The following is an 18,396-nucleotide window of genomic DNA, read 5'->3' as shown; positions in this document are numbered from 1 at the left end:
AGACGAAAGATCGATCCGACGATGTCTCTTCCAAAGGAAAACCTTGTTATAGTCCAATATGCGGGCGATTTTCGTGAGGCGGCATTACGGCTTTCCGAGGGTGGGGCAGAAACCTACCGGGCACAGCGCTACACGGTCGACTATGTGCAGTCTCTTGCGAGCCGCTATCATGTGACCACGATTACCGGCTTTACCGCCGAGCCTTATGACATCATTCTTCCAAGCGGCGCACGTGCCATCGGTGCCGGTTTCACTGACCGCTTCCACGCCCCGACAATTCTCGATCTCGTTCGAAAGACCAATCCCGATCGCCTGATCCTGCGTCTGCCCAACCCGATTCTGCTGAGATGGGCAGCCCGCAAAGGGGTACCGACACTGGCACTTCTTGCCGACTCGTTTCCTGCCAAAACCCTCAAAGAGCGCTTCAAGCGCCGTGTTATCGCGCACTATCTCAAGTCTCCCAACGTTACGCTTGTGGCGAATCACGGAAGAAGGGCTGCGCGCCAGCTGGTCGATATCGGCGTGCCTGCAAATAAGGTCGTCGCATGGGATTTTCCGGCACAGGATACGCCTCACGACAGAGAGGCGAAGCTTTCGGCGCAAGGCCGCAAAATCCTGTATGCCGGTCTACTGAGTGCAGCGAAGGGTGTAGATGATCTTTTGCATGCGACGGCCAGCCTGAAGCGGGACGGCAAACCGATCACGGTCGATCTTTATGGCAAAGGGGAAACCGACAGGCTGACGCAACTGGCGAAGACGCTCGGGATAGAGGCTGAAGTAACCTTCAGGGGACTTGTTGCCAACAGCGAGATGGTTCCGGCCATGTCCGCCGCAGATATCATCGTCGTGCCAAGCCGCCACGATTATTCGGAAGGGCTGCCGCTTACGATTTATGAAGCGCTTTGTTCCCGAACTCCGCTGGTGGCCTCCGACCATCCGATGTTTCTGGAGAATATCGAGGACGGTTTCAGCTGCGTCATGTTTCCTGGCGGCAACGCGAGTGCGCTCGCGACAAAGATCGACGGGGCGCTGACCGATGCCGCTCTCTACTCCAGGCTCTCGGCCAATGCCCCGGAGGCATGGGAAAAGATCCAGATTTCGCTAAAATGGGCGGACGTTATCGAAGGCTGGCTGGCCAGCCGTTAAACGAATTGGTGCATAGCAAACGCCAGGACCGAAAGAGCGATCAGCAGAATCGTAAACATGCCCTGGCGGCGAACGGGATAACCGCACATTTTCCAGAGGATGATGTAATCCGCATAACTGCGCAGACCATAGGCGACGGCTGCACCGAGCGTGCCGTAATGGTATGTCAGCAGCACCAGCGCTACCAGGTAGAAGGGCATTTCGAGAAGATGCACTTTCAGGATCGTGGTGGAGCGCCCCCAGGCTTGCAATGCGGTGTAGGGAAGTATGCCGAGGCAATTGGCCCAAAGCCCGACCGCATAGATTTTTGCGACCGCGCTGACTTCGACATAGATGGGGTCCTTGAGCCACAGGTAATAGACGAGATCGCTCGCCACGATGGCTGCACCGCAAATGCCGAACCAGATCCAGATGATCTTGCTCTTTGAGGAAAACAGCGCTTCGCGGTGGTCATCGGCGGTTCCGGTCGAGAGTTTCGGAAAGATCGATCTGGACATCGCCATAGGCAATATCCCCAACCGGCCAATCGAATTTACCGCGATACTGTAGGCGGCAACATCCGAGGCACCGGCGAAACGGGCAATGATGACCTGATCGATGCGGGTGAAGATCGGATCGAGGATATTTACGGCGGCGATCGAAGAGCCGAATTTCAGCAGCGAAATCATGGTGGACTTCGACACGGAAAACAGCGCCACTAGATCGAACAGGCGGCCGACCACAATGGCGTACAATACCAGCAGCACGAAGCGGCACAGGATGACGGCGATGATCAGATCGGGCAGATGATCGGAGACATAATAGGCCGTGAACAGCGGCACGAGCTGATAGAGTATCGACCCGACCAGCTGCAGGCTGTTGGCCATCTTGAAGCGCTCCTCGCCATCGAGAGCACCGTTCAAGGTGGACGTGATCATCAGCACCGGAATGCCAAACATCATCCAGGGGAGCGCGGTCGCAACGTCCTTGACCATCTCGCTTTCACTGTGGCCGGCATAGAGGAAAAAGGCTCCTCCCCCGACAATCGCGATCAAGGCCCCCCAGGCCATATTCAGCGCAGCGGCCGACCAGATGATATCGGCCTTCGCCTGCCTGCCCTCGGCTCGGCTGATCGCTGTCGTTACCGATCTCGAAATGCCGAAATCGAGAATGCCGAAATATCCGAAGACGATCCAGACAAGCGACAGCGCACCGTATTTCTCAGCCCCAATGGCGTGAAGATAAAGCGGTACGGTAATGAGGATGATGAGTATCGGGAGAGCCGACCCTAGAAGATTGACGGCAATATGCCTTAGATTGAACACACGCGCCCCGCGATGCAGTTAGTGAACCGACGCGGCATTGGCACCGCGCCGGATAAGATCGACAATCAGCCCTCGAGCACCTTTGCCCGCAGGTATTTTCCATAGGCGCTCTTGCCATAAGCTTCGGCCAGCTTTGTAAGGCCGGCCGCGTCGATGAATCCCATTCTGTATGCGATTTCCTCGGGGCAGCAGATCTTGAAGCCCTGGCGGCGTTCGAGTGTCGCGACGAATTCGGAGGCTTCGAGCAGGCTGTCCGGAGTTCCGGTGTCGAGCCAGGCGTAACCGCGGCCCATCTGTTCGACATTGAGAGCACCGCGCTCGAGATAAGCGCGGTTGACGTCGGTGATCTCGAGTTCGCCGCGCGGCGAAGGCTTGAGGTTGGCAGCGATTTCGACCACGTCCTTGTCGTAGAAGTAGAGCCCGGTCACGGCCCAGCTGGAGCGCGGAGCTGCCGGCTTTTCCTCGATCGAGACGGCCCGCATCGACTTGTCGAATTCGACGACGCCGTACCGTTCCGGATCGTTGACGTGATAGGCGAAGACGGTTGCTCCGTCGGGCCGCTTCATCGCGTTTGTCAGAAGATCGGTGATGCCGTGGCCGTAGAAGATGTTGTCGCCGAGGATCAGGCAGGACGGGCTGTCACCGATGAAATCGGCGCCGATGATATAAGCCTGCGCCAGACCATCCGGTGACGGCTGGACCGCGTAGCTGAGCGAGATCCCCCATTGCGAACCGTCACCGAGGAGGCGTTCGAACAGCGGCATGTCGGCCGGGGTCGAGATGATCAGGATCTCGCGGATCCCGGCCAGCATCAGCGTCGACAACGGATAAAAGATCATCGGCTTGTCGTAGATCGGCATGAGTTGCTTGGAGACGACCCGGGTCATCGGGTGAAGCCGCGTGCCGCTGCCGCCGGCGAGAATAATGCCCTTCATATGTATCGCCCCTGATCCTTAAGCTCGAGCCAGTCGCTCGACGATGATGGAAGTGGACTGTTTCCAGTCGGGAAGTCGTATGCCGTGGCGGGCCTCAAGCAGGCTGCAGTCGAGCCGTGAGTTGGCGGGCCGTTTCGCCGGGGTCGGATAGGCGCTCGACGGGATGCGGCCGACTTCAGCGGTCGGGCCTCCCATGTCGGCGGATCGTGCGAAAATCTCGATGGCGAAATCCGCCCAGCTGCCCTCACCCGTTCCGGTCAGGTGGAAGGTGCCGCGCAGGGCCGGATCGTCACTGTCGAGAAGATTGGCCGCGATGACCAAGACTGCATCGGCGATATCGAGCGCCGAGGTCGGGTTGCCGACCTGATCGTCGACCACATTCAGACTGTCGCGCGTTTCGGCGAGCTTGAGCATGGTCTTCAGGAAATTCTTGCCGAACGGGCTGTAGACCCAGGCGGTGCGCAGGATGGCGTGGTTCGGGGTTGCAGCCGTGACGGCGTTCTCACCGGCCAGTTTGGAGCGGCCATAGGCACCGATCGGCGCCACGGGATCGCTTTCGACATAGGGAGCGGCCTTGGAGCCGTCGAAAACATAGTCGGTAGAGATGTGGATGACCGGTACGCCAAGTGCAGCCGCCGCTTCAGCGATCTTGCCGGCGGCGACACCGTTGACGACGGTTGCCGCCTCCTCATCGCCTTCCGCCTGATCAACGGCCGTATAGGCCGCAGCCGAGACGATCAAGTCCGGCCGGGCCTTTTGCAATGCAGCCTCGATCGTCTCCGGTGCGGAAAGGTCGAGTTCCGGGCGACCGAGTGCGATCACCTCGAAACGTCCGTCCTTTGCGCCACGCTCCAGCAGGGACAGAACGACCTGCCCTTCCCGGCCTGTGACGACCATGCGTTTGAGAGTGCTCATGCGGAGGCTTCCTTGGCGGCAGCCTGCTTGCCGGCATCGAGCAGACCGAGACGGTTGCCTTCATAGCCTTTGCGTAGCGGTGCCCACCACCACTCGTTTTCCAGATACCAGCGCACCGTCTTTTCGATGCCGGTGTCGAAATTCTCTTCAGCCTTCCACCAAAGTTCGGTTTCCAGCTTGGTCGCGTCGATCGCGTAGCGGGCATCATGGCCCGGACGGTCGGTGACATAGGTGATCAGGCTGGCATGGGATTTGGCCTGCGGACGCAAGCCATCCATCAGCTCGCAGATGCGGGTGACGACATCGATATTACGGCGCTCGTTGCGGCCGCCGACATTGTAGGTCTCGCCGATCCGGCCCCGTTCGGCGATGATATCGAGAGCCCGGGCGTGATCCTCGACGTAGAGCCAGTCGCGAATGTTGGCGCCATTGCCGTAAACCGGCAGCGGCTTGCCATCGAGAGCGTTGAGGATGATCAGCGGGATCAGCTTTTCCGGGAAATGATAGGGACCGTAATTGTTCGAGCAGTTCGACACCACGACCGGGAAACCATAGGTGCGCGCCCAGGCCTTGGCCAGGTGATCGGATGCCGCTTTCGAAGCCGAATAGGGAGAGCTCGGATCGTAGGGGGTTTCTTCGGTAAACAGGCCGTCATCGCCGAGCGAGCCGTAAACCTCGTCGGTCGAAACATGCAGAAAGCGAAATGCCTGCTTCTCGGCCGCATCAAGCGTCAGCCAATACTGGCGGGCGCATTCGAGCATGGTGAACGTGCCGATGACGTTGGTGTCGATAAAGTCCTTGGCGCCGGTGATCGAGCGGTCGACATGGCTTTCGGCGGCGAGATGCATGATTCGGTCGGGCCGGAAGCTGGTTATCGCCTGTTCGATCGCGGCCCGGTCACAAATATCCGCCTGCAGGAACCGGTAACCGGGACGGTTGCCGATGGCCTTCACCGAGGTTTCGGTGCCCGCATAGGTCAGCTTGTCGATGTTGAGGACCTCATAGCCCTTGTTAAGGACGAGATGCCTGACGACTGCCGATCCGATGAAACCTGCTCCACCTGTCACCACTACGCGCATCTGAACAATTCTCCGTACATCATCGCGGATCACGGCCGCGGCAGGAAAGTCGAGGAAGGCAACCGAAAAGCTGCCGTCCGGGCAAGATCAGGTATGCCTCAATAGGTGAAGACGGTGCCAAGGTCGGCCAGCGACGGCTGCTTCCTGTCCTTCTCGGAAAGCGCTGCCTTATCCGCATCGACCGGCCAATCGATGCCGAGCGCCGGATCGTTCCACAACAGGCCACGATCATGTTCGGCGCTGTAATAGTTGGTCACCTTGTAGCTGATCTCGGTATTGGGTGCGAGCGTGCAGAAACCATGGGCAAAACCGGGCGGTACCCAGAGCTGCCTGCCGTTCTCGGCCGTCAGTTCGACCGCGACATGCTTTCCATAGGTCGGTGAACCGGTTCGGATGTCGACCGCAACGTCGAGCAATGCGCCTGCGATGCAGCGCACCAGCTTACCCTGCGCCATCGGATCCAGCTGGAAATGCAGCCCGCGTACCGTGCCGACTTCAGCCGAAAGCGACTGGTTGTCCTGCACGAACTCGAAGTCACCGACATGCTCGGCAAACAGCGACTGGCGGAACGTCTCCATGAAATAGCCGCGGCTGTCGCCGAACTTCTTCGGTTCAATCAGCAAGACGTCAGGGATAGCAAGCTTTGCGAAATTCATTTCGTCCGACAATCCTCAAATTTAAAGTGAGCTTCGGCACATCGCCGCTGCAGGGAGTGACCGGCATTTCGAGTGCCAGTCCCGCCTTCCCTTATCAATGCTCGTCATTGTCAATCCGACGGATATAGTTAGCAATACCGCGGCCGAGCTTGGACCCCGTTCCAGTCGACGCCGGTTCGGCGGCGACAGCGTCCAGATCGGTACGCAAAAGATCTCTCAATTCAGTTTCGTCATAGGCAACGGAAAGACCCGGCGCGCCATCCAGCTGCTGGCAGGTCGCAAGTTGGTGGTCATTGCGGTGCTCGCCCAAGGATGCCCTGCGAGGAAAAAGAATGATCGGCTTGTTATACCGACGCGCAGTCAGGACACTACCCGTCCCGGCATGAGAAACGATACGGCTGGCACTGGCGAACCTCTCGGCAAGCTCTTCAGGCAGAGCCATACGGCAAAATTCGAAATTGCGCGGGATATATTGACCGTGACCGATCTGGGCAAATATCGTTTCGGAAAGATCCGGCGCGATCGTATCCATGATTTGCACCAGGCGATCGAAGGGCAACTGCGTACCCACAGTCAGCAAGATCACAGGATACTACCCCAATAAAGAGGTCCTTTCGGACGGGACAGATGCTGCCATTGCGTGAGCCACAGATCAGCAAACTTGCCTGCAATGCGACCACTCATGGAAAGCTCGATCGAATTCGCGACGCTCTCCACCCATATGGTCCTGCAGCCGAACATCTTTCCGATCATTATCGCGATAAGCCCAGGTGCTGCGCCCGTCGAGATGACAAGATCCGGCCGCTCCCTGCGTATCAGCAAGAAGATATCTCGGGCACACCTGACCACAGACATGGGGGTATCCCGGTTACAATCTTCAATGATGTAACATTTCTCCAATCCGGCGTTTTCTGCCAGCCCCGGAAAGGTGTTTGCATAGATCATTTCGACTCCGGTCAGGTCCTCCCGCAAGACCATCATCTCATCCCAATGGCCCCCGCCAGAGGTTATTGCGAGTACCCTAGTCAAAATTGAACGCCCCTATATTCAACTCAGTTCTTACAATAACGAACCGATAACATTATTTGCCATCGAACTATGTCTACAGCAACGCAATTGAAACTCACTTACATGCTTTTTTAATTTATTATTAACGCTGATGATGTGGTTTTTCTGCCACGAGCGTTCCGGACGCCTCTACTCCCGAGACAAGCTCAATCAGCAAACCCGTGAAGCAGCTTCAGAAGTTCGACCAATCCAACCAATTTGGCATGATTCATCAAATGTGAACCCCACCTCTCGTAACGTTGCTCACTCATCCCTGGTATTGGCACGTTAATGAGGCATTGCTTGGCTACGAATAACGGGCATCCCTCAATCCGATCGGCCCTTGCCGCAACACGGCAGGCATTTGTCGGCGTTGCCATCTTGAGCGCCGTCAGCAACATCCTGATGCTGGTCAGCCCGCTATTCATGATGCAGGTCTATGACCGGGTCCTGACAAGCCATAGCATACCCACGCTTGCAGCTCTTTCGCTTCTCGCTGCCGGTATCTATGCCGTTCTGGCAATCATCGAGATCCTGCGCTCGAAAATCCTGCTGCAGATAGGGCGCCGCCTCGACGAGCAGTTGAACATGCCGTCGATCATGGCGACGCTTGCCGTACCTGTCGCCGGCCAGGAAGGCGCTCAATCTGCTCCGCTTCGTGATCTGGACCAGATCCGGCAGTTCATGAGCGGTCCCGGCCCGATCGCGATCGCCGATCTGCCATGGATGCCGATATTCGTCTTCCTGCTTTACCTCTTCCATCCGCTATTCGGCCTTGCCGTCGTCGGCGGTGCAATCGTCCTGTTAAGCCTGACGCTTTGCAGCGAGTTGCTGCTGAGAAAACCGAGCAGGCAGGCGGCGCAGCGGTTGGCCAGTCGCTGGGAGCTTTCCGAAGCGGGCCGCCGTAACGCAGACAGTCTGCGTGCAATGGGCATGCAGACCGGATTTGCGAAGCGGGTTGAAACGGCCCATGAGCAATATTCAGCGGAAAACCTCCGCAGCAGCAATCTGACTGCCACCTTCACCGCCATCGCGAAAATCTTCCGGCTCGCGCTTCAATCAGGCATGCTGGCGCTCGGTGCGCTCCTGGTCATCGACCAGCTCGCCTCGGCCGGCGCGATCATCGCTGCATCCGTTTTGACCTCCAAGGCGCTTGCCCCGATCGAAATGGCGACCGGACAATGGCGCAACTTCATCTCGGCTCGCCAGTCCGCTCGACGTCTGCAGGACACTTTCAACCGGATCAGGCCGGAAGCCACAGAAATGCGATTGCCCGTGCCAAGCAGGTCGCTTTCGGTGGCAGGCCTTGCCGTCGCGGCACCGGGCGATGGAAAAATGCTTGTCCAGAATGTCTCCATCAGCCTGTTTTCCGGCCAGGCCGTCGGAATAATCGGGCCGAGCGGCAGCGGAAAGTCCAGCCTCGGCCGTGCGCTGACCGGCGCCTGGCCTGCCCATAAAGGCACGATCCGGCTGGATGGCGCCGAACTCACGCAGTGGGATAGCGATAGGCTCGGACCTTCGATCGGATATCTGGCACAGAATGTCGAGCTTTTCGCCGGCACAGTCGCCGACAATATCGGGCGATTTTCGCCCTCGGCAACGCCGGAAAAGATCATGGAGGCTGCCAAGCTCGCCAATGTCCATGAGCTGATCCTTTCGCTGCCAAACGGCTACGATACGCAGGTCGGCACTGGCGCCAGCACGCTTTCGGGCGGACAGCGCCAGCGCATAGGGTTGGCGCGCGCGCTCTATGGCAATCCATTCCTCATCGTGCTCGACGAACCAAATTCCAATCTGGACGCTGAAGGCGAGGAATCGCTGACATCCGCAGTGATGGCTGCGCGGCAGAAAGGGGCAATCGTCATCGTGATCGCCCACCGCGCCAACATGCTGAAGGTCGTCGACCATGTGCTTGTGGTCAACAACGGTACCATGACCGCGTTCGGACCGCGCGACGAGGTTCTGGGAAAGCTGAAGACCAGGCCAGACGAGACCCGGAGGATCGCGTAATGGGAGCGGTATCGCAGAGCCCGGCCAACAAAGCTATCAGACGATATATGCTGCTCGCCGGGGTGACGCTTGGCGGCTTGGTGGCTGGCGCGGGCGGGTGGGCCGCGACAATGAACATCAGTGCCGCGGTGATCGGCAGCGGTGTGATCGGCGTCGAAGGCAACACGAAGAAGATCCAGCATGGTAAGGGTGGCATCGTTCGCGAGATACGCGTCAGCAACGGCGCACTGGTTCGCGCCGGCGACATAGTTTTGCGCCTCGACGGCGTGGAGGTCTCCACCACTCTGGCTGCGACGATCAAGGAAATCGATCAGCTGGACGCACGACGCTTGCGGTTGATTGCCGAGCGCGACGGTGTCGAAGAACTTATCGACCCGATGCAACAGATCGCCCGACTGGAAGACAGGCAGTTCATCGAAGGCTTGAAATCCGAGACCTCGCTGTTCAAGGCGCGACGCGAACAGATCGATAGCAAGACGGCGCAGCTGAAAGAGCAGATTGCACAGATAGAACAGCAGCGGGATGGCACACGCCAACGGCTTATTTCCAATGCGGAAGAAGCTTCGTGGAGTGAGCAGCAGGCGCAGAAGATCGAAAATCTTGCCAAGGAAGGGCTGGTACAGTTCTCACGGCTGGCGGATTCCAAGCGCATGGTCGCACAACTCAGCGGCGAGCGCAGCCAGCTTCTGTCGGATGAGGCCACGGCCGGAAAACGGATCACTGAAATCGAGCTGCAGATCGGGCAGCTCGACAAGGATCGCCGTGCCGAAGTCCTTACCGATCTACTCGACATGAACGGTAAACTTGCAAAACTCGCCGAGCAGCGGCTGGCACTCGAAGACCAGATAGAACATCTCGATATTCGCGCTCCGGTCGATGGCATCGTCCATCAGTTGGCGACACATACGATCGGCGGACTTCTCAGCCCCGGCGAAACCGCAATGAATATCGTTCCGACCCGGGACATGCTGACTGTCGACATGCGGATCAAGCCGAACGATGTCGACCAGGTTTCAATCGGACAGGCTGCACGGTTGCGCTTCTCGGCGTTCAACCAGAGAACCACGTCCGAGATCGAGGGCCGGGTTGAAAGCCTGTCGCCAGATGTCAGCGTCAACGAGCAGACCGGCGAGACCTGGTATTCCGCAAGGATCGCGATCTCGCCACAGGAACGAGCGAAGCTTGGCGAGCTGGCGCTCATTCCCGGCATGCCGGTAGAAGCTTATATCAAAGCGGAGCCGCGAACTGCCCTCGCCTATATTATCAAGCCAATCAGCGACCAGATGGAACGGGCAATGCGGGAAAACTGAATTCGTCAGCGTTACTAGATGCCGGGACCTCGTGCGTTAACTGAGAATAGTCGTTTCCCCTGCACAAAGAATAATAGACTTTCCGCTAAGGCGAACGGATAGTATATCCCGTTTCATAACCATCCCTTCCACTTCTCGGCCCAAACCGGGATCACCTTTATTTCGGGGCTTCAAGATATGAAGTATAAAGGGATGCTCGAAGCATCGCTTCAGGACGCCGAGGTTACTCGTGTCGGACCAGCACCCCGCGGCGTGGTGATCGTCTCGACCGGCGGCGTGAAAGGTGGAGGCGGCATCGGTTCCGTCACACGTATGATGACCCGATGGATAAGGGACAATCGCCGGGATATTCACGTAGAACCCATCGACCCGCGGGGAGAAGGTTCGATCGCGTGGTCACCGCTCTACATTGCCGCTGGACTTGTCAAAATCCTTGCGCTCAGGCTTTCGGGAAGAGCCGACATACTTCATCTCCAGGTCTCGGAGCGGATGAGTTTTCCTCGCAAGGGGATCTTCCAGATATTCGGTCGACTGATCGGCATGCGTGTTGTGCTTCACCATCACGGCGCGGAACTGGTGCCGTTTTATCGTGAGGCCTCGCCACGGATGAAATCCCTCGTACGCCGGATGGTTCATGGAGCCGATATCAACATCGTGCTCGGAGAAGTCTGGCGCAACCTGCTGACAGACGAGATGGATCTCGACCCTAAAAAGGTGACCGTGCGCTTCAACGCGGCGGAGAATGTCGGGGTGGGAGCGGATACCGTCGACCCATGGCATTTCCTGATCGTTGCGAACCTCTCCCCCCGCAAAGGCGTGGGCGAGTTGCTGCAGGCTGTGGCACGACTGAAGGCTGACGGTCATCCGATCCGCCTCACTCTTGCCGGCGGCGGGCAGATCGACCGCTATAAGGCAGAGGCCGAGGAACTTGGCATTACCGGGCGTGTCGACTTCACCGGCTGGGTATCCGGCAAGGATGTACACGGGCTTTTACGCTCTCGCAGCGCGCTCGTGCTGCCGAGCTATCAGGAAGGGTTTCCGATGGCGATCATCGAATCCCTTAGTGCCGGCCTGCCGGTTATCGCGACACCCGTCGGCTCGATCGGCGAAATGATGAAGAACGGTGACGACTGCCTGCTCGTTCAACCCGGCGATGTCGACGGGCTGACTGCCGCACTGTTGACGATGGCGACCGACGCGGCCTTGCGCGACCGCCTGAAGGAAAATGGCAAGGCGCTCTATGCCCAGCATTTCGACATCGACGGCTACATGCAGCGCATGATCGCGCTTTACGGAAAGCTGCTGGCTGCCTGAAAACCACCGACCAGATCAGGACTTTTTTCACTATGGCTTTTCACATCGTCCTCAACCGCCCCATGGACCTCGCCGCGATTGCGAAAAGTGCCGAAGAAGGTTTGAACCCCGGCAACTCCATGGCGGAGCTGCAGCGTGAACTTGGTGCACGCGTCCATGACGGCTCGGACGTCAGGCCGGACTGGCTCGACAAGAGCGTCGGCAAACTGACACGCATGTCTCCCCTCTGGTGGGCGATCGCGCGCAAGCTACGCCGCGAAGTGCGCCCCGGTGACGCAATATTCTGCACCGGTGAAGATGTCGGCCTTCCCGTTGCAGCACTTTGCGGCGGCGCGCCCGATGTGCATGTGACGATCATGAACCATTCGGTCGACAGCAGAAAAAAGCAGCTTGCTCTCACGCTTTTGAGGGCGCGCAACAGGGTTTCGGTGTTTTTCGCCGTCTCCAAACCCCAGGTCTCGTTTCTCCGCCGCTATCTGCAACTGGGCGAGGACCGGGTCAAATTCGTCTGGGACCAGACGGATACGCAGTTTTTTACCCCCGGTCCGGTTTCGCCCGACAAGGCACGCCCCCTGGTGATGAGCGTCGGCCTGGAAAGACGCGATTACAGCACACTTGCCGCTGCCACTGCCGACCTTGATATCGACGTCAAGATCAGCGGCTATTCGGCCGACACGCGCGTGCTCTCTCGCGCATTTCCGGCGACGCTGCCGGAGAACATGACGCGCAAATTCTACTCCTGGCCGGAGTTACGCCAGCTTTATCGCGATGCCGATGTCGTGGTGGTCAGCCTATTCCCGAATACCTATGCCGCAGGGGTACAGGGGTTTATGGAGGCCCTGTCTTCCGGACGTCCAGTTGTCGTTACCGGGACAGAGGGACTGGAGGGCTATCTGGAGGATGGCGGGCCTGTTCGTCTTGTCGCGCCGGGTGATGCCATCGCAATGAAGAAAGCGATCACCGACCTGATAGCAGAGGCAGCGAACGCCCCTTCCATCTCCGGCCAGGCGAGAAGTCTGGCACAGGAGCGCCATAGCTGTGAGGGCTATGTTTCGACGATAGCCTCGACACTCCGTGCGCTCACGGTCGGCGCGGAGAAACGCTAAAACACGTCGCGATCTTTCAGATTCGCGTGCCGTGCTTTAACTCTTTACTTGCGCATGTCTTTATCCCGAAAGCTGCGACACTTTCAGGAGACATGCTGTCGGATCCGTGTCGGCAGGCGATCCACTTATTTCGCGGGAACAAACGGCAGGCCAAAAAGGGCGCGCATCAGCGTGACCAGTCGTTTGGTCTGTTTTCTACGCAAAGAACGAATGACATTACGACCGATATCGAGGACCACGAAGGGCAGCGAAATCCTGGAATATCGCGCGCAAAACCGAAGCTGGTTACGGATCATGTAATATTCGGACAAAGGCGATGATTGCCCTTCGGTGTCGTGCGTGCCTATCGATGCGCCGACCTTGTGATAAACCACGGACCTGGGTGCATACCCCAACCGGAACCGCCCTTTGGCACGCGTCGCCCACTCGATTTCCTCCCAATAGAGGAAATAGTCTTCCTTCATCAGACCAACCTGCTCGAGAAAAACCCTGCTGACGAACATTGAAGCGCCGTTCACATAGGTCATATCCGCCTCGACGGCTGTGGCATCGATGGGATCGTCGCGTTTGGCGAAAGCGCCCAGTGCAAAGGCCCAGCCACGCAGTGGCCTGAATTTGGATCCGCCCCATGTCTGGATCGTATCGCGCTGTCCCGCATAAACGAGCGTCGACCCGCAGATACCGATCTCGGGGTCAGCCTCCATCCGCTTGCACAACCAGGTCAGAGCGTCCGGCTCGACTTCCGTGTCATTGTTGATAACCCAGAAATAATCGCAGCCGTCCTTCAACGCGCAGCGCATGCCGACATTGTTGCCGAAAGCGTATCCGCCGTTTCGCCCAGTCTGAAGGAGCGTCAAACTGTTTTTGCCGTCGACTTCGGGAATGCTGCCGGTATCGACGCTGGACGGCAGGTCGAACAGATCACGCAGCTCAAAAGCCGTTCTGCCAGATGCTTCGCGAAGCATGTTCAAGCGATCGAGGGACAGACCAATCCAATCCCGTATCTGGCGCACCGAATTATCGGAGGATGCATTATCACAGACGTAGATGTGCAAATTCTCGTTCTCAAGTCCGATCAGGCTCTCGATGCAAGCATTCGTATCGGACCAACCATTCCAGTTCAAAACGACGACAGCAAGTTTTGTCATAAGATATCCATTGAGCTATTCCCCAGTATTACCATGAGAGAATAAATTGTCTCGAAATAAGTCCCGTGATTGTTAATTCCGAACGGCATCAATGGATGCGATAAACGTGGATAGGTTTTCCAAAAGACGCTAAAACGCGCTTGCTCGGGTAATTAAACCTTATAGGCGGTGTCTCTCACAGCCTTCTTATGCTTATATGCCTTGCCGAAGGCCGCCAGATACCATCATCATGAACCGAAACGAGAACTTGCGATTTCCTTTCCCGGTTGCGCCAAGCGCTATTTTATAGACAAGTAATTCAACACAGAACGGAATTCTGCCATGCTCATATCGGTGCAATATGCTCGCGCAGTAGCCGCTCTACTTGTGGTTACCGGGCATGTTTCCGGTTTTTCGGCATTTCAGGCTGCTTCCACGACCCATTTCGGCGGCGTTGGTGTCGATATATTCTTTGTCATCAGCGGCTTCATCATGTGGGAGACATCGAAGGATCAGTCCCCAGCTGATTTCCTCCGTCGACGCATAGCGAGGATCGTCCCACCCTATTGGTTCTATACGACACTGCTTGTGCTCATGGCGCTTGCTGCTCCAGCATTCACGCCGAATATAGAACTGAGCACGAAGGCATTGCTCGGCAGCTATTTCTTCATTCCGTATACGGATCACCGTGGCTTGATGAACCCAATCCTGCTGCAGGGATGGACGCTCAATCTCGAAATGTATTTCTACATCGCTTTCGCGTTCAGCCTATTTCTTGCAGATCGCCGAGCACGCTTTCTCGCCGTTTCGGCCTTCTTCGCGATTGCAATACTGATCGGTCTTTTCGCTGACAGTTCATGGGCGGCCGTCAGCCGCTTTACCAGTACAATTCTTCTCGAATTCGTCATGGGAATGGCAGTTTCAGCGATATGGCAGCGCTGGAAGATCAGCTTTTCGGCTGCATTGACAATCTTGCTGCTCAGCGTAGCAGCTCTTCTCTACGCAGAGATCAGACTGCAGAATTCCGGCATCAACTTCATCGTCTTTGGTATTCCCGCTGCTTTTTTCCTGCTGGGATTGCTGAACATGGAAACGTCCCTGGCAAAACGGCCCCTACCCTGGCTGGTCGCAACAGGCGATGCATCATATTCGCTTTATCTGGTGCACCCATTCATACTGAGCGCAGTTCACATCATCTTTCAGCGTTGGCTGCAAAACTATCTGGGATCGGATAGCATGATCTTGGCCATCACCTTCGCCCTGACCGCAATAGTCACTTCCGTAATCATCAGCTATCTTTCCTATATGTTGCTGGAAAAGCCTGCAGGGCGATTTGTACTCAAGCAACTTTCCGGAGGTCGGAACATTGAGCGGAAGCGCAAAATGGCTACGGTCTGAGGCAGTTGTTCAAGCCGTTTGCCTGTTTCAATTGGCTGCAATATTAAATTGATACACTCGTCCAAATGCGACCGCCCCTCACAAATATACAATAAGGATAGGTAGTATATATTTACCATCTCCGGGAGTTTCCCGACATAAAACCCCGTAAATTCCCAAATAAAGACCAGATAGATAAAATTCTAAATTTTATTTTTGCCTGAAAGTGAAAGCGGATCCGTAAAACACCCCCATACTTAAAAGGGGTATCGATGATGGATCTTGGTATTAATCTTTGGGGAGCAGACTGGGTCTTCGATGGCACCTACATGGTGCCAACCACATCGCAGATCGATTATTTCGCTTCTAAGGGTTTCACAAACATCCGACTGCCCTTCAATTGGGAGACGATGCAGAATTCGCTCGGCGGACCTCTCAACGCCGATCTTCTCAAAAGCATCCATCAGGTCGTCGACTATGCGGCCTCCCAAGGCATCAGCGTCATCCTGGACGTTCATAATTACGGAAAATACAACGACCAGCTGATTGGCAGCCCGGAGGTCCCGGTCTCGTCATTCGTCAACCTGTGGAGCAAGATCGCCAGCGAATTTGCGGATGACAGCAACGTTCGCTTCGGGCTGATGAACGAGCCGCAACAGGAGAATGCCAGCGACTGGCTTTCCATCAGCAACGCTGCGATCTCCGCCATTCGCGAGACCGGCGCCACCCAGCAAGTGCTGGTGCCGGGCATCGGCTGGACCGGAGCGTGGAGCTGGACGAGCGGCGACAACGCCAAGATCATCGGCGCCGAGGGCGCCATCGTCGACCCCGCCAACAACTACGCAATCGAGGTCCATCAGTATCTCGACGACACTTCCGGCCAGCATGAGTGGGTCGTTTCGGCAGATATCGGCGTGGAACGACTGACTGCCATTACCGAATGGGCACGTGCAAACGGCGTTTCGCTTTATCTCGGCGAATTCGGCGTAGCGGACAATCCGCAGGCGCTCGAAGCACTCGACAAGATGATGGCTTATCTGCAGGCCAATGACGACGTCTGGACCTCCGCATCCTACTGGGTCGCGGGAACGGCGAACCCGACATATATCTACACTGTACAGCCTGACCTCGGTGTTCTGGACGTACCTCAAATGGACGTGCTGGAAAAATATACCGGTGCGGTCGTTACAGAGACGGTCCTCAAGGATGGGACCGTCCGTCACGATGTCTATGCCCAGGATGGCAAAACAGTCACGCTCAGCGACGTCCTCACCAAGGGCGGCCAGCTTTTGTCTCGCAGCATTTTCGATGCCGATGGCAACCTGAGCTCAAAAGCGGTCATCGCGGTCGATGGAGGCATAACCGTTACCGTTTACGGCGAGGCTGGCAAGTCCTACCCGGCGACCGAAACGGTCTACAATTCCGATCACGAACGCATTCAGGAAAGCGTCACCGATGCGACCGGCATCACGATCGAAAAGCTCTATGAGCCAGGCGCCCATGAAACCTATCAGGAGACCAGCTATCACGCGGATGGTAGCCTGAATTATGTAACCGAGCATATCGACGGGCAGCATATCAGCGAGACTTACGAAAATGGCGTTCTGGCCAAGATCGAGGTCTATAACAGCTCATGGACGCTCGTCAGTCGCGACAGTTTCGATGCCTCCGGAAACCTGACCGGGCGGCAGGTCGACAATGCAGACGGCAGCCACGACCTTTCAACCTTCAACGCCAAGACTGGCATTATCCAATCCGTGACGGAATATGCGGCGAACTGGACGGTTTCGGGTACGACGAGCTACGATTCCAAGGGATATCCAACGCGGCAGGTTTCCTACGAAGCGGATGGCGGCCAGACGATTACCTCCTACAAGAGCGGAAGCGATGCGCTGTCGCAGTCGCAACATCTGACTGCGGAAGGAAAGCTCGCCTCGCTCACGACCTATAGCGAGGCCGGACAGACGACGAGTACATATGCGCCACCGGGTTCTGCGCTCGTGGATTCCACCGTCGTCATCGAAAATGGCGTGGTGGTTTCATCGGTCCAATATGCCTATGACGCCATGGGGCTCATCACCACGGTCGAGCATGTTGAGGCAGACGGCAGCCGGACGATCGAGAACTATGACGACACGCACCAGACCAGCCCCGTTTCCACCACCGCTTACGATGAATCATGGAAGCTGATCAGCGTCACCTATTTCGACGATAATGGTCGGGTGAGCGTCATCAACGCTGCCGGAGACAATGGCGTCAATACGCTGACGAGTTTCGTTGCCGGCACCAATGCCGTTTCGCAAGTCGAGGTCTATGTCGACTGGAAGCTACAGTCCCGCACCAACTACGACGAGAACGGTTCGATTTCGAAAATCCAGACGGATCATAACCAAGGCACGCATGAGGTTCAGACCTTCACGCCCGAACAGCAGGATCATCCGACATCCACGACCCTCTATGATGCCTCATGGAAGCTCGTCAGCGTCAGCTACTTCGATGACCTCGGACGGACGACTGCTGTGAACGTCGCTGGCGAGAACGGCCTCAACACCCTCACGAGTTTCGTTCCAGGTACCGACGACATCAAACAGGTCGAAGTCTATGTCGATTGGAAGCTGCAGTCCCGCACCGATTATGACTCGGATGGCAAGATTTCGAAGATCCAGATGGCTAACCATGACGGAACGCACGAGGTTCAGGTTTTCACAGCCGAGCAGCAGGGTCATCCGTCATCGACCAGCCTCTATGATGCCTCCTGGAAGCTCGTCGCGTACACCAAGTTCGACAGTCATTCCAATGACGGTTCTGGTTCAATGAGCTTCCTGGTGGCCGGCGACAGCGTCGATGCCGCCTATTTCGAAAGCTCAGCGGCGGGCGACGAAACCTCCCCCCACACATATGCCTTTGCGCTCGACGATCAAGCCGGGGCGAATTTCGGCGACGAAACATTCTCTTTCGCGGAGGCCGGTTATGCTGATGAGGTCTTTTCCACCGCTAACCATATATTTAACGCCTTCGACGACACTACTGTCGTATCCCCGCATTATGATTTAGTGTAGTCGTGATATGC

At 56.9% G+C, this 18,396-nt stretch carries 15 protein-coding genes; 7 read left to right on the top strand and 8 right to left on the bottom strand.

Going from position 1 to position 18,396, the window contains the following annotated elements:
* Positions 1-21: 21 nt before the first annotated feature.
* Positions 22-1,146 (top strand): glycosyltransferase family 4 protein, encoded by a 1,125-nt coding sequence (locus ACI3K0_RS09515; RefSeq protein WP_183826943.1) that lies wholly within the window; start codon positions 22-24, stop codon positions 1,144-1,146.
* Here the strand turns inward: ACI3K0_RS09515 and ACI3K0_RS09510 are convergent.
* From ACI3K0_RS09510 to ACI3K0_RS09480, 7 genes are all read right to left on the bottom strand, one after another.
* A complete protein-coding gene (locus ACI3K0_RS09510; RefSeq protein WP_183826948.1) occupies positions 1,143-2,450 on the bottom strand; it encodes an oligosaccharide flippase family protein in 1,308 nt (435 codons plus the stop codon). The genes ACI3K0_RS09515 and ACI3K0_RS09510 overlap by 4 nt on opposite strands.
* Positions 2,451-2,515: 65 nt before the next feature.
* Complete coding sequence (gene rfbA, locus ACI3K0_RS09505; RefSeq protein ID WP_183826951.1) at positions 2,516-3,385, bottom strand: glucose-1-phosphate thymidylyltransferase RfbA; 870 nt, start codon at positions 3,383-3,385, stop codon at positions 2,516-2,518.
* Between the two features lie 18 nt (positions 3,386-3,403).
* Positions 3,404-4,300, bottom strand: a complete 897-nt coding sequence (rfbD, locus tag ACI3K0_RS09500; RefSeq protein ID WP_183826955.1) for a dTDP-4-dehydrorhamnose reductase — start codon at positions 4,298-4,300, stop codon at positions 3,404-3,406.
* Positions 4,297-5,379, bottom strand: coding sequence for a dTDP-glucose 4,6-dehydratase (rfbB, locus tag ACI3K0_RS09495; RefSeq protein ID WP_183826958.1), 1,083 nt, complete (start codon positions 5,377-5,379; stop codon positions 4,297-4,299). The genes rfbD and rfbB overlap by 4 nt, the downstream gene beginning before the upstream one ends.
* Positions 5,380-5,477: 98 nt before the next feature.
* Entirely contained in the window at positions 5,478-6,035 is a 558-nt protein-coding gene (gene rfbC, locus ACI3K0_RS09490) for a dTDP-4-dehydrorhamnose 3,5-epimerase (protein WP_183826961.1), read from the bottom strand.
* A 94-nt stretch (positions 6,036-6,129) separates the two neighbouring features.
* Positions 6,130-6,621 carry a glycosyltransferase gene (locus ACI3K0_RS09485; protein ID WP_183685038.1) on the bottom strand — a complete coding sequence of 164 codons (492 nt, stop codon included), beginning with the start codon at positions 6,619-6,621 and terminating at the stop codon, positions 6,130-6,132.
* A complete protein-coding gene (locus ACI3K0_RS09480) occupies positions 6,618-6,980 on the bottom strand; it encodes a hypothetical protein (RefSeq protein WP_206829484.1) in 363 nt (120 codons plus the stop codon). Before ACI3K0_RS09480 ends, ACI3K0_RS09485 begins: the two co-directional genes overlap by 4 nt.
* Positions 6,981-7,385: 405 nt before the next feature.
* Between ACI3K0_RS09480 and ACI3K0_RS09475 the strand changes: the two genes are divergently transcribed.
* From ACI3K0_RS09475 to ACI3K0_RS09460, 4 genes are all read left to right on the top strand, one after another.
* Positions 7,386-9,092 (top strand): type I secretion system permease/ATPase, encoded by a 1,707-nt coding sequence (locus ACI3K0_RS09475; RefSeq protein WP_246436294.1) that lies wholly within the window; start codon positions 7,386-7,388, stop codon positions 9,090-9,092.
* Positions 9,092-10,402: an HlyD family type I secretion periplasmic adaptor subunit gene (locus ACI3K0_RS09470; protein WP_404945276.1), complete on the top strand. Its 1,311-nt coding sequence runs from the start codon at positions 9,092-9,094 to the stop codon at positions 10,400-10,402. The genes ACI3K0_RS09475 and ACI3K0_RS09470 overlap by 1 nt, the downstream gene beginning before the upstream one ends.
* A gap of 192 nt (positions 10,403-10,594) precedes the next feature.
* Positions 10,595-11,716, top strand: a complete 1,122-nt coding sequence (locus ACI3K0_RS09465) for a glycosyltransferase family 4 protein (RefSeq protein WP_404945275.1) — start codon at positions 10,595-10,597, stop codon at positions 11,714-11,716.
* Positions 11,717-11,748: 32 nt separating this feature from the next.
* Positions 11,749-12,822, top strand: coding sequence for a glycosyltransferase family 4 protein (locus ACI3K0_RS09460; protein ID WP_404945274.1), 1,074 nt, complete (start codon positions 11,749-11,751; stop codon positions 12,820-12,822).
* Between the two features lie 125 nt (positions 12,823-12,947).
* On the opposite strand, the gene ACI3K0_RS09455 is transcribed toward ACI3K0_RS09460, so the two are convergent.
* A complete protein-coding gene (locus ACI3K0_RS09455; RefSeq protein ID WP_404945273.1) occupies positions 12,948-13,970 on the bottom strand; it encodes a glycosyltransferase family 2 protein in 1,023 nt (340 codons plus the stop codon).
* A 321-nt stretch (positions 13,971-14,291) separates the two neighbouring features.
* On the opposite strand from ACI3K0_RS09455, the gene ACI3K0_RS09450 reads away from it, so the two are divergent.
* Positions 14,292-15,347, top strand: a complete 1,056-nt coding sequence (locus tag ACI3K0_RS09450; protein ID WP_183826976.1) for an acyltransferase — start codon at positions 14,292-14,294, stop codon at positions 15,345-15,347.
* A 254-nt stretch (positions 15,348-15,601) separates the two neighbouring features.
* Positions 15,602-18,385: a glycoside hydrolase family 5 protein gene (locus tag ACI3K0_RS09445; RefSeq protein ID WP_404945272.1), complete on the top strand. Its 2,784-nt coding sequence runs from the start codon at positions 15,602-15,604 to the stop codon at positions 18,383-18,385.
* The last annotated feature ends 11 nt before the right edge of the window (positions 18,386-18,396 follow it).

This window comes from Rhizobium sp. ZW T2_16 (genome assembly GCF_044987325.1).
Classification (GTDB): Bacteria; Pseudomonadota; Alphaproteobacteria; order Rhizobiales; family Rhizobiaceae; genus Neorhizobium; species Neorhizobium cellulosilyticum.
This window is presented reverse-complemented; position numbering and strand designations above follow the sequence as displayed.

Excerpts from the sequence above, each read along its gene's own strand:
- ACI3K0_RS09515 (WP_183826943.1), top strand. The coding sequence starts at position 22 with ATGTCTCTTCCAAAGGAAAACCTTGTTATAGTCCAATATGCGGGCGAT.
- rfbA (WP_183826951.1), bottom strand. The coding sequence starts at position 3,385 with ATGAAGGGCATTATTCTCGCCGGCGGCAGCGGCACGCGGCTTCACCCG.
- rfbD (WP_183826955.1), bottom strand. The coding sequence starts at position 4,300 with ATGAGCACTCTCAAACGCATGGTCGTCACAGGCCGGGAAGGGCAGGTC.
- rfbB (WP_183826958.1), bottom strand. The coding sequence starts at position 5,379 with ATGCGCGTAGTGGTGACAGGTGGAGCAGGTTTCATCGGATCGGCAGTC.
- rfbC (WP_183826961.1), bottom strand. The coding sequence starts at position 6,035 with ATGAATTTCGCAAAGCTTGCTATCCCTGACGTCTTGCTGATTGAACCG.
- ACI3K0_RS09480 (WP_206829484.1), bottom strand. The coding sequence starts at position 6,980 with ATGATCTATGCAAACACCTTTCCGGGGCTGGCAGAAAACGCCGGATTG.
- ACI3K0_RS09470 (WP_404945276.1), top strand. The coding sequence starts at position 9,092 with ATGGGAGCGGTATCGCAGAGCCCGGCCAACAAAGCTATCAGACGATAT.
- ACI3K0_RS09465 (WP_404945275.1), top strand. The coding sequence starts at position 10,595 with ATGCTCGAAGCATCGCTTCAGGACGCCGAGGTTACTCGTGTCGGACCA.
- ACI3K0_RS09460 (WP_404945274.1), top strand. The coding sequence starts at position 11,749 with ATGGCTTTTCACATCGTCCTCAACCGCCCCATGGACCTCGCCGCGATT.
- ACI3K0_RS09455 (WP_404945273.1), bottom strand. The coding sequence starts at position 13,970 with ATGACAAAACTTGCTGTCGTCGTTTTGAACTGGAATGGTTGGTCCGAT.
- ACI3K0_RS09450 (WP_183826976.1), top strand. The coding sequence starts at position 14,292 with ATGCTCATATCGGTGCAATATGCTCGCGCAGTAGCCGCTCTACTTGTG.
- ACI3K0_RS09445 (WP_404945272.1), top strand. The coding sequence starts at position 15,602 with ATGGATCTTGGTATTAATCTTTGGGGAGCAGACTGGGTCTTCGATGGC.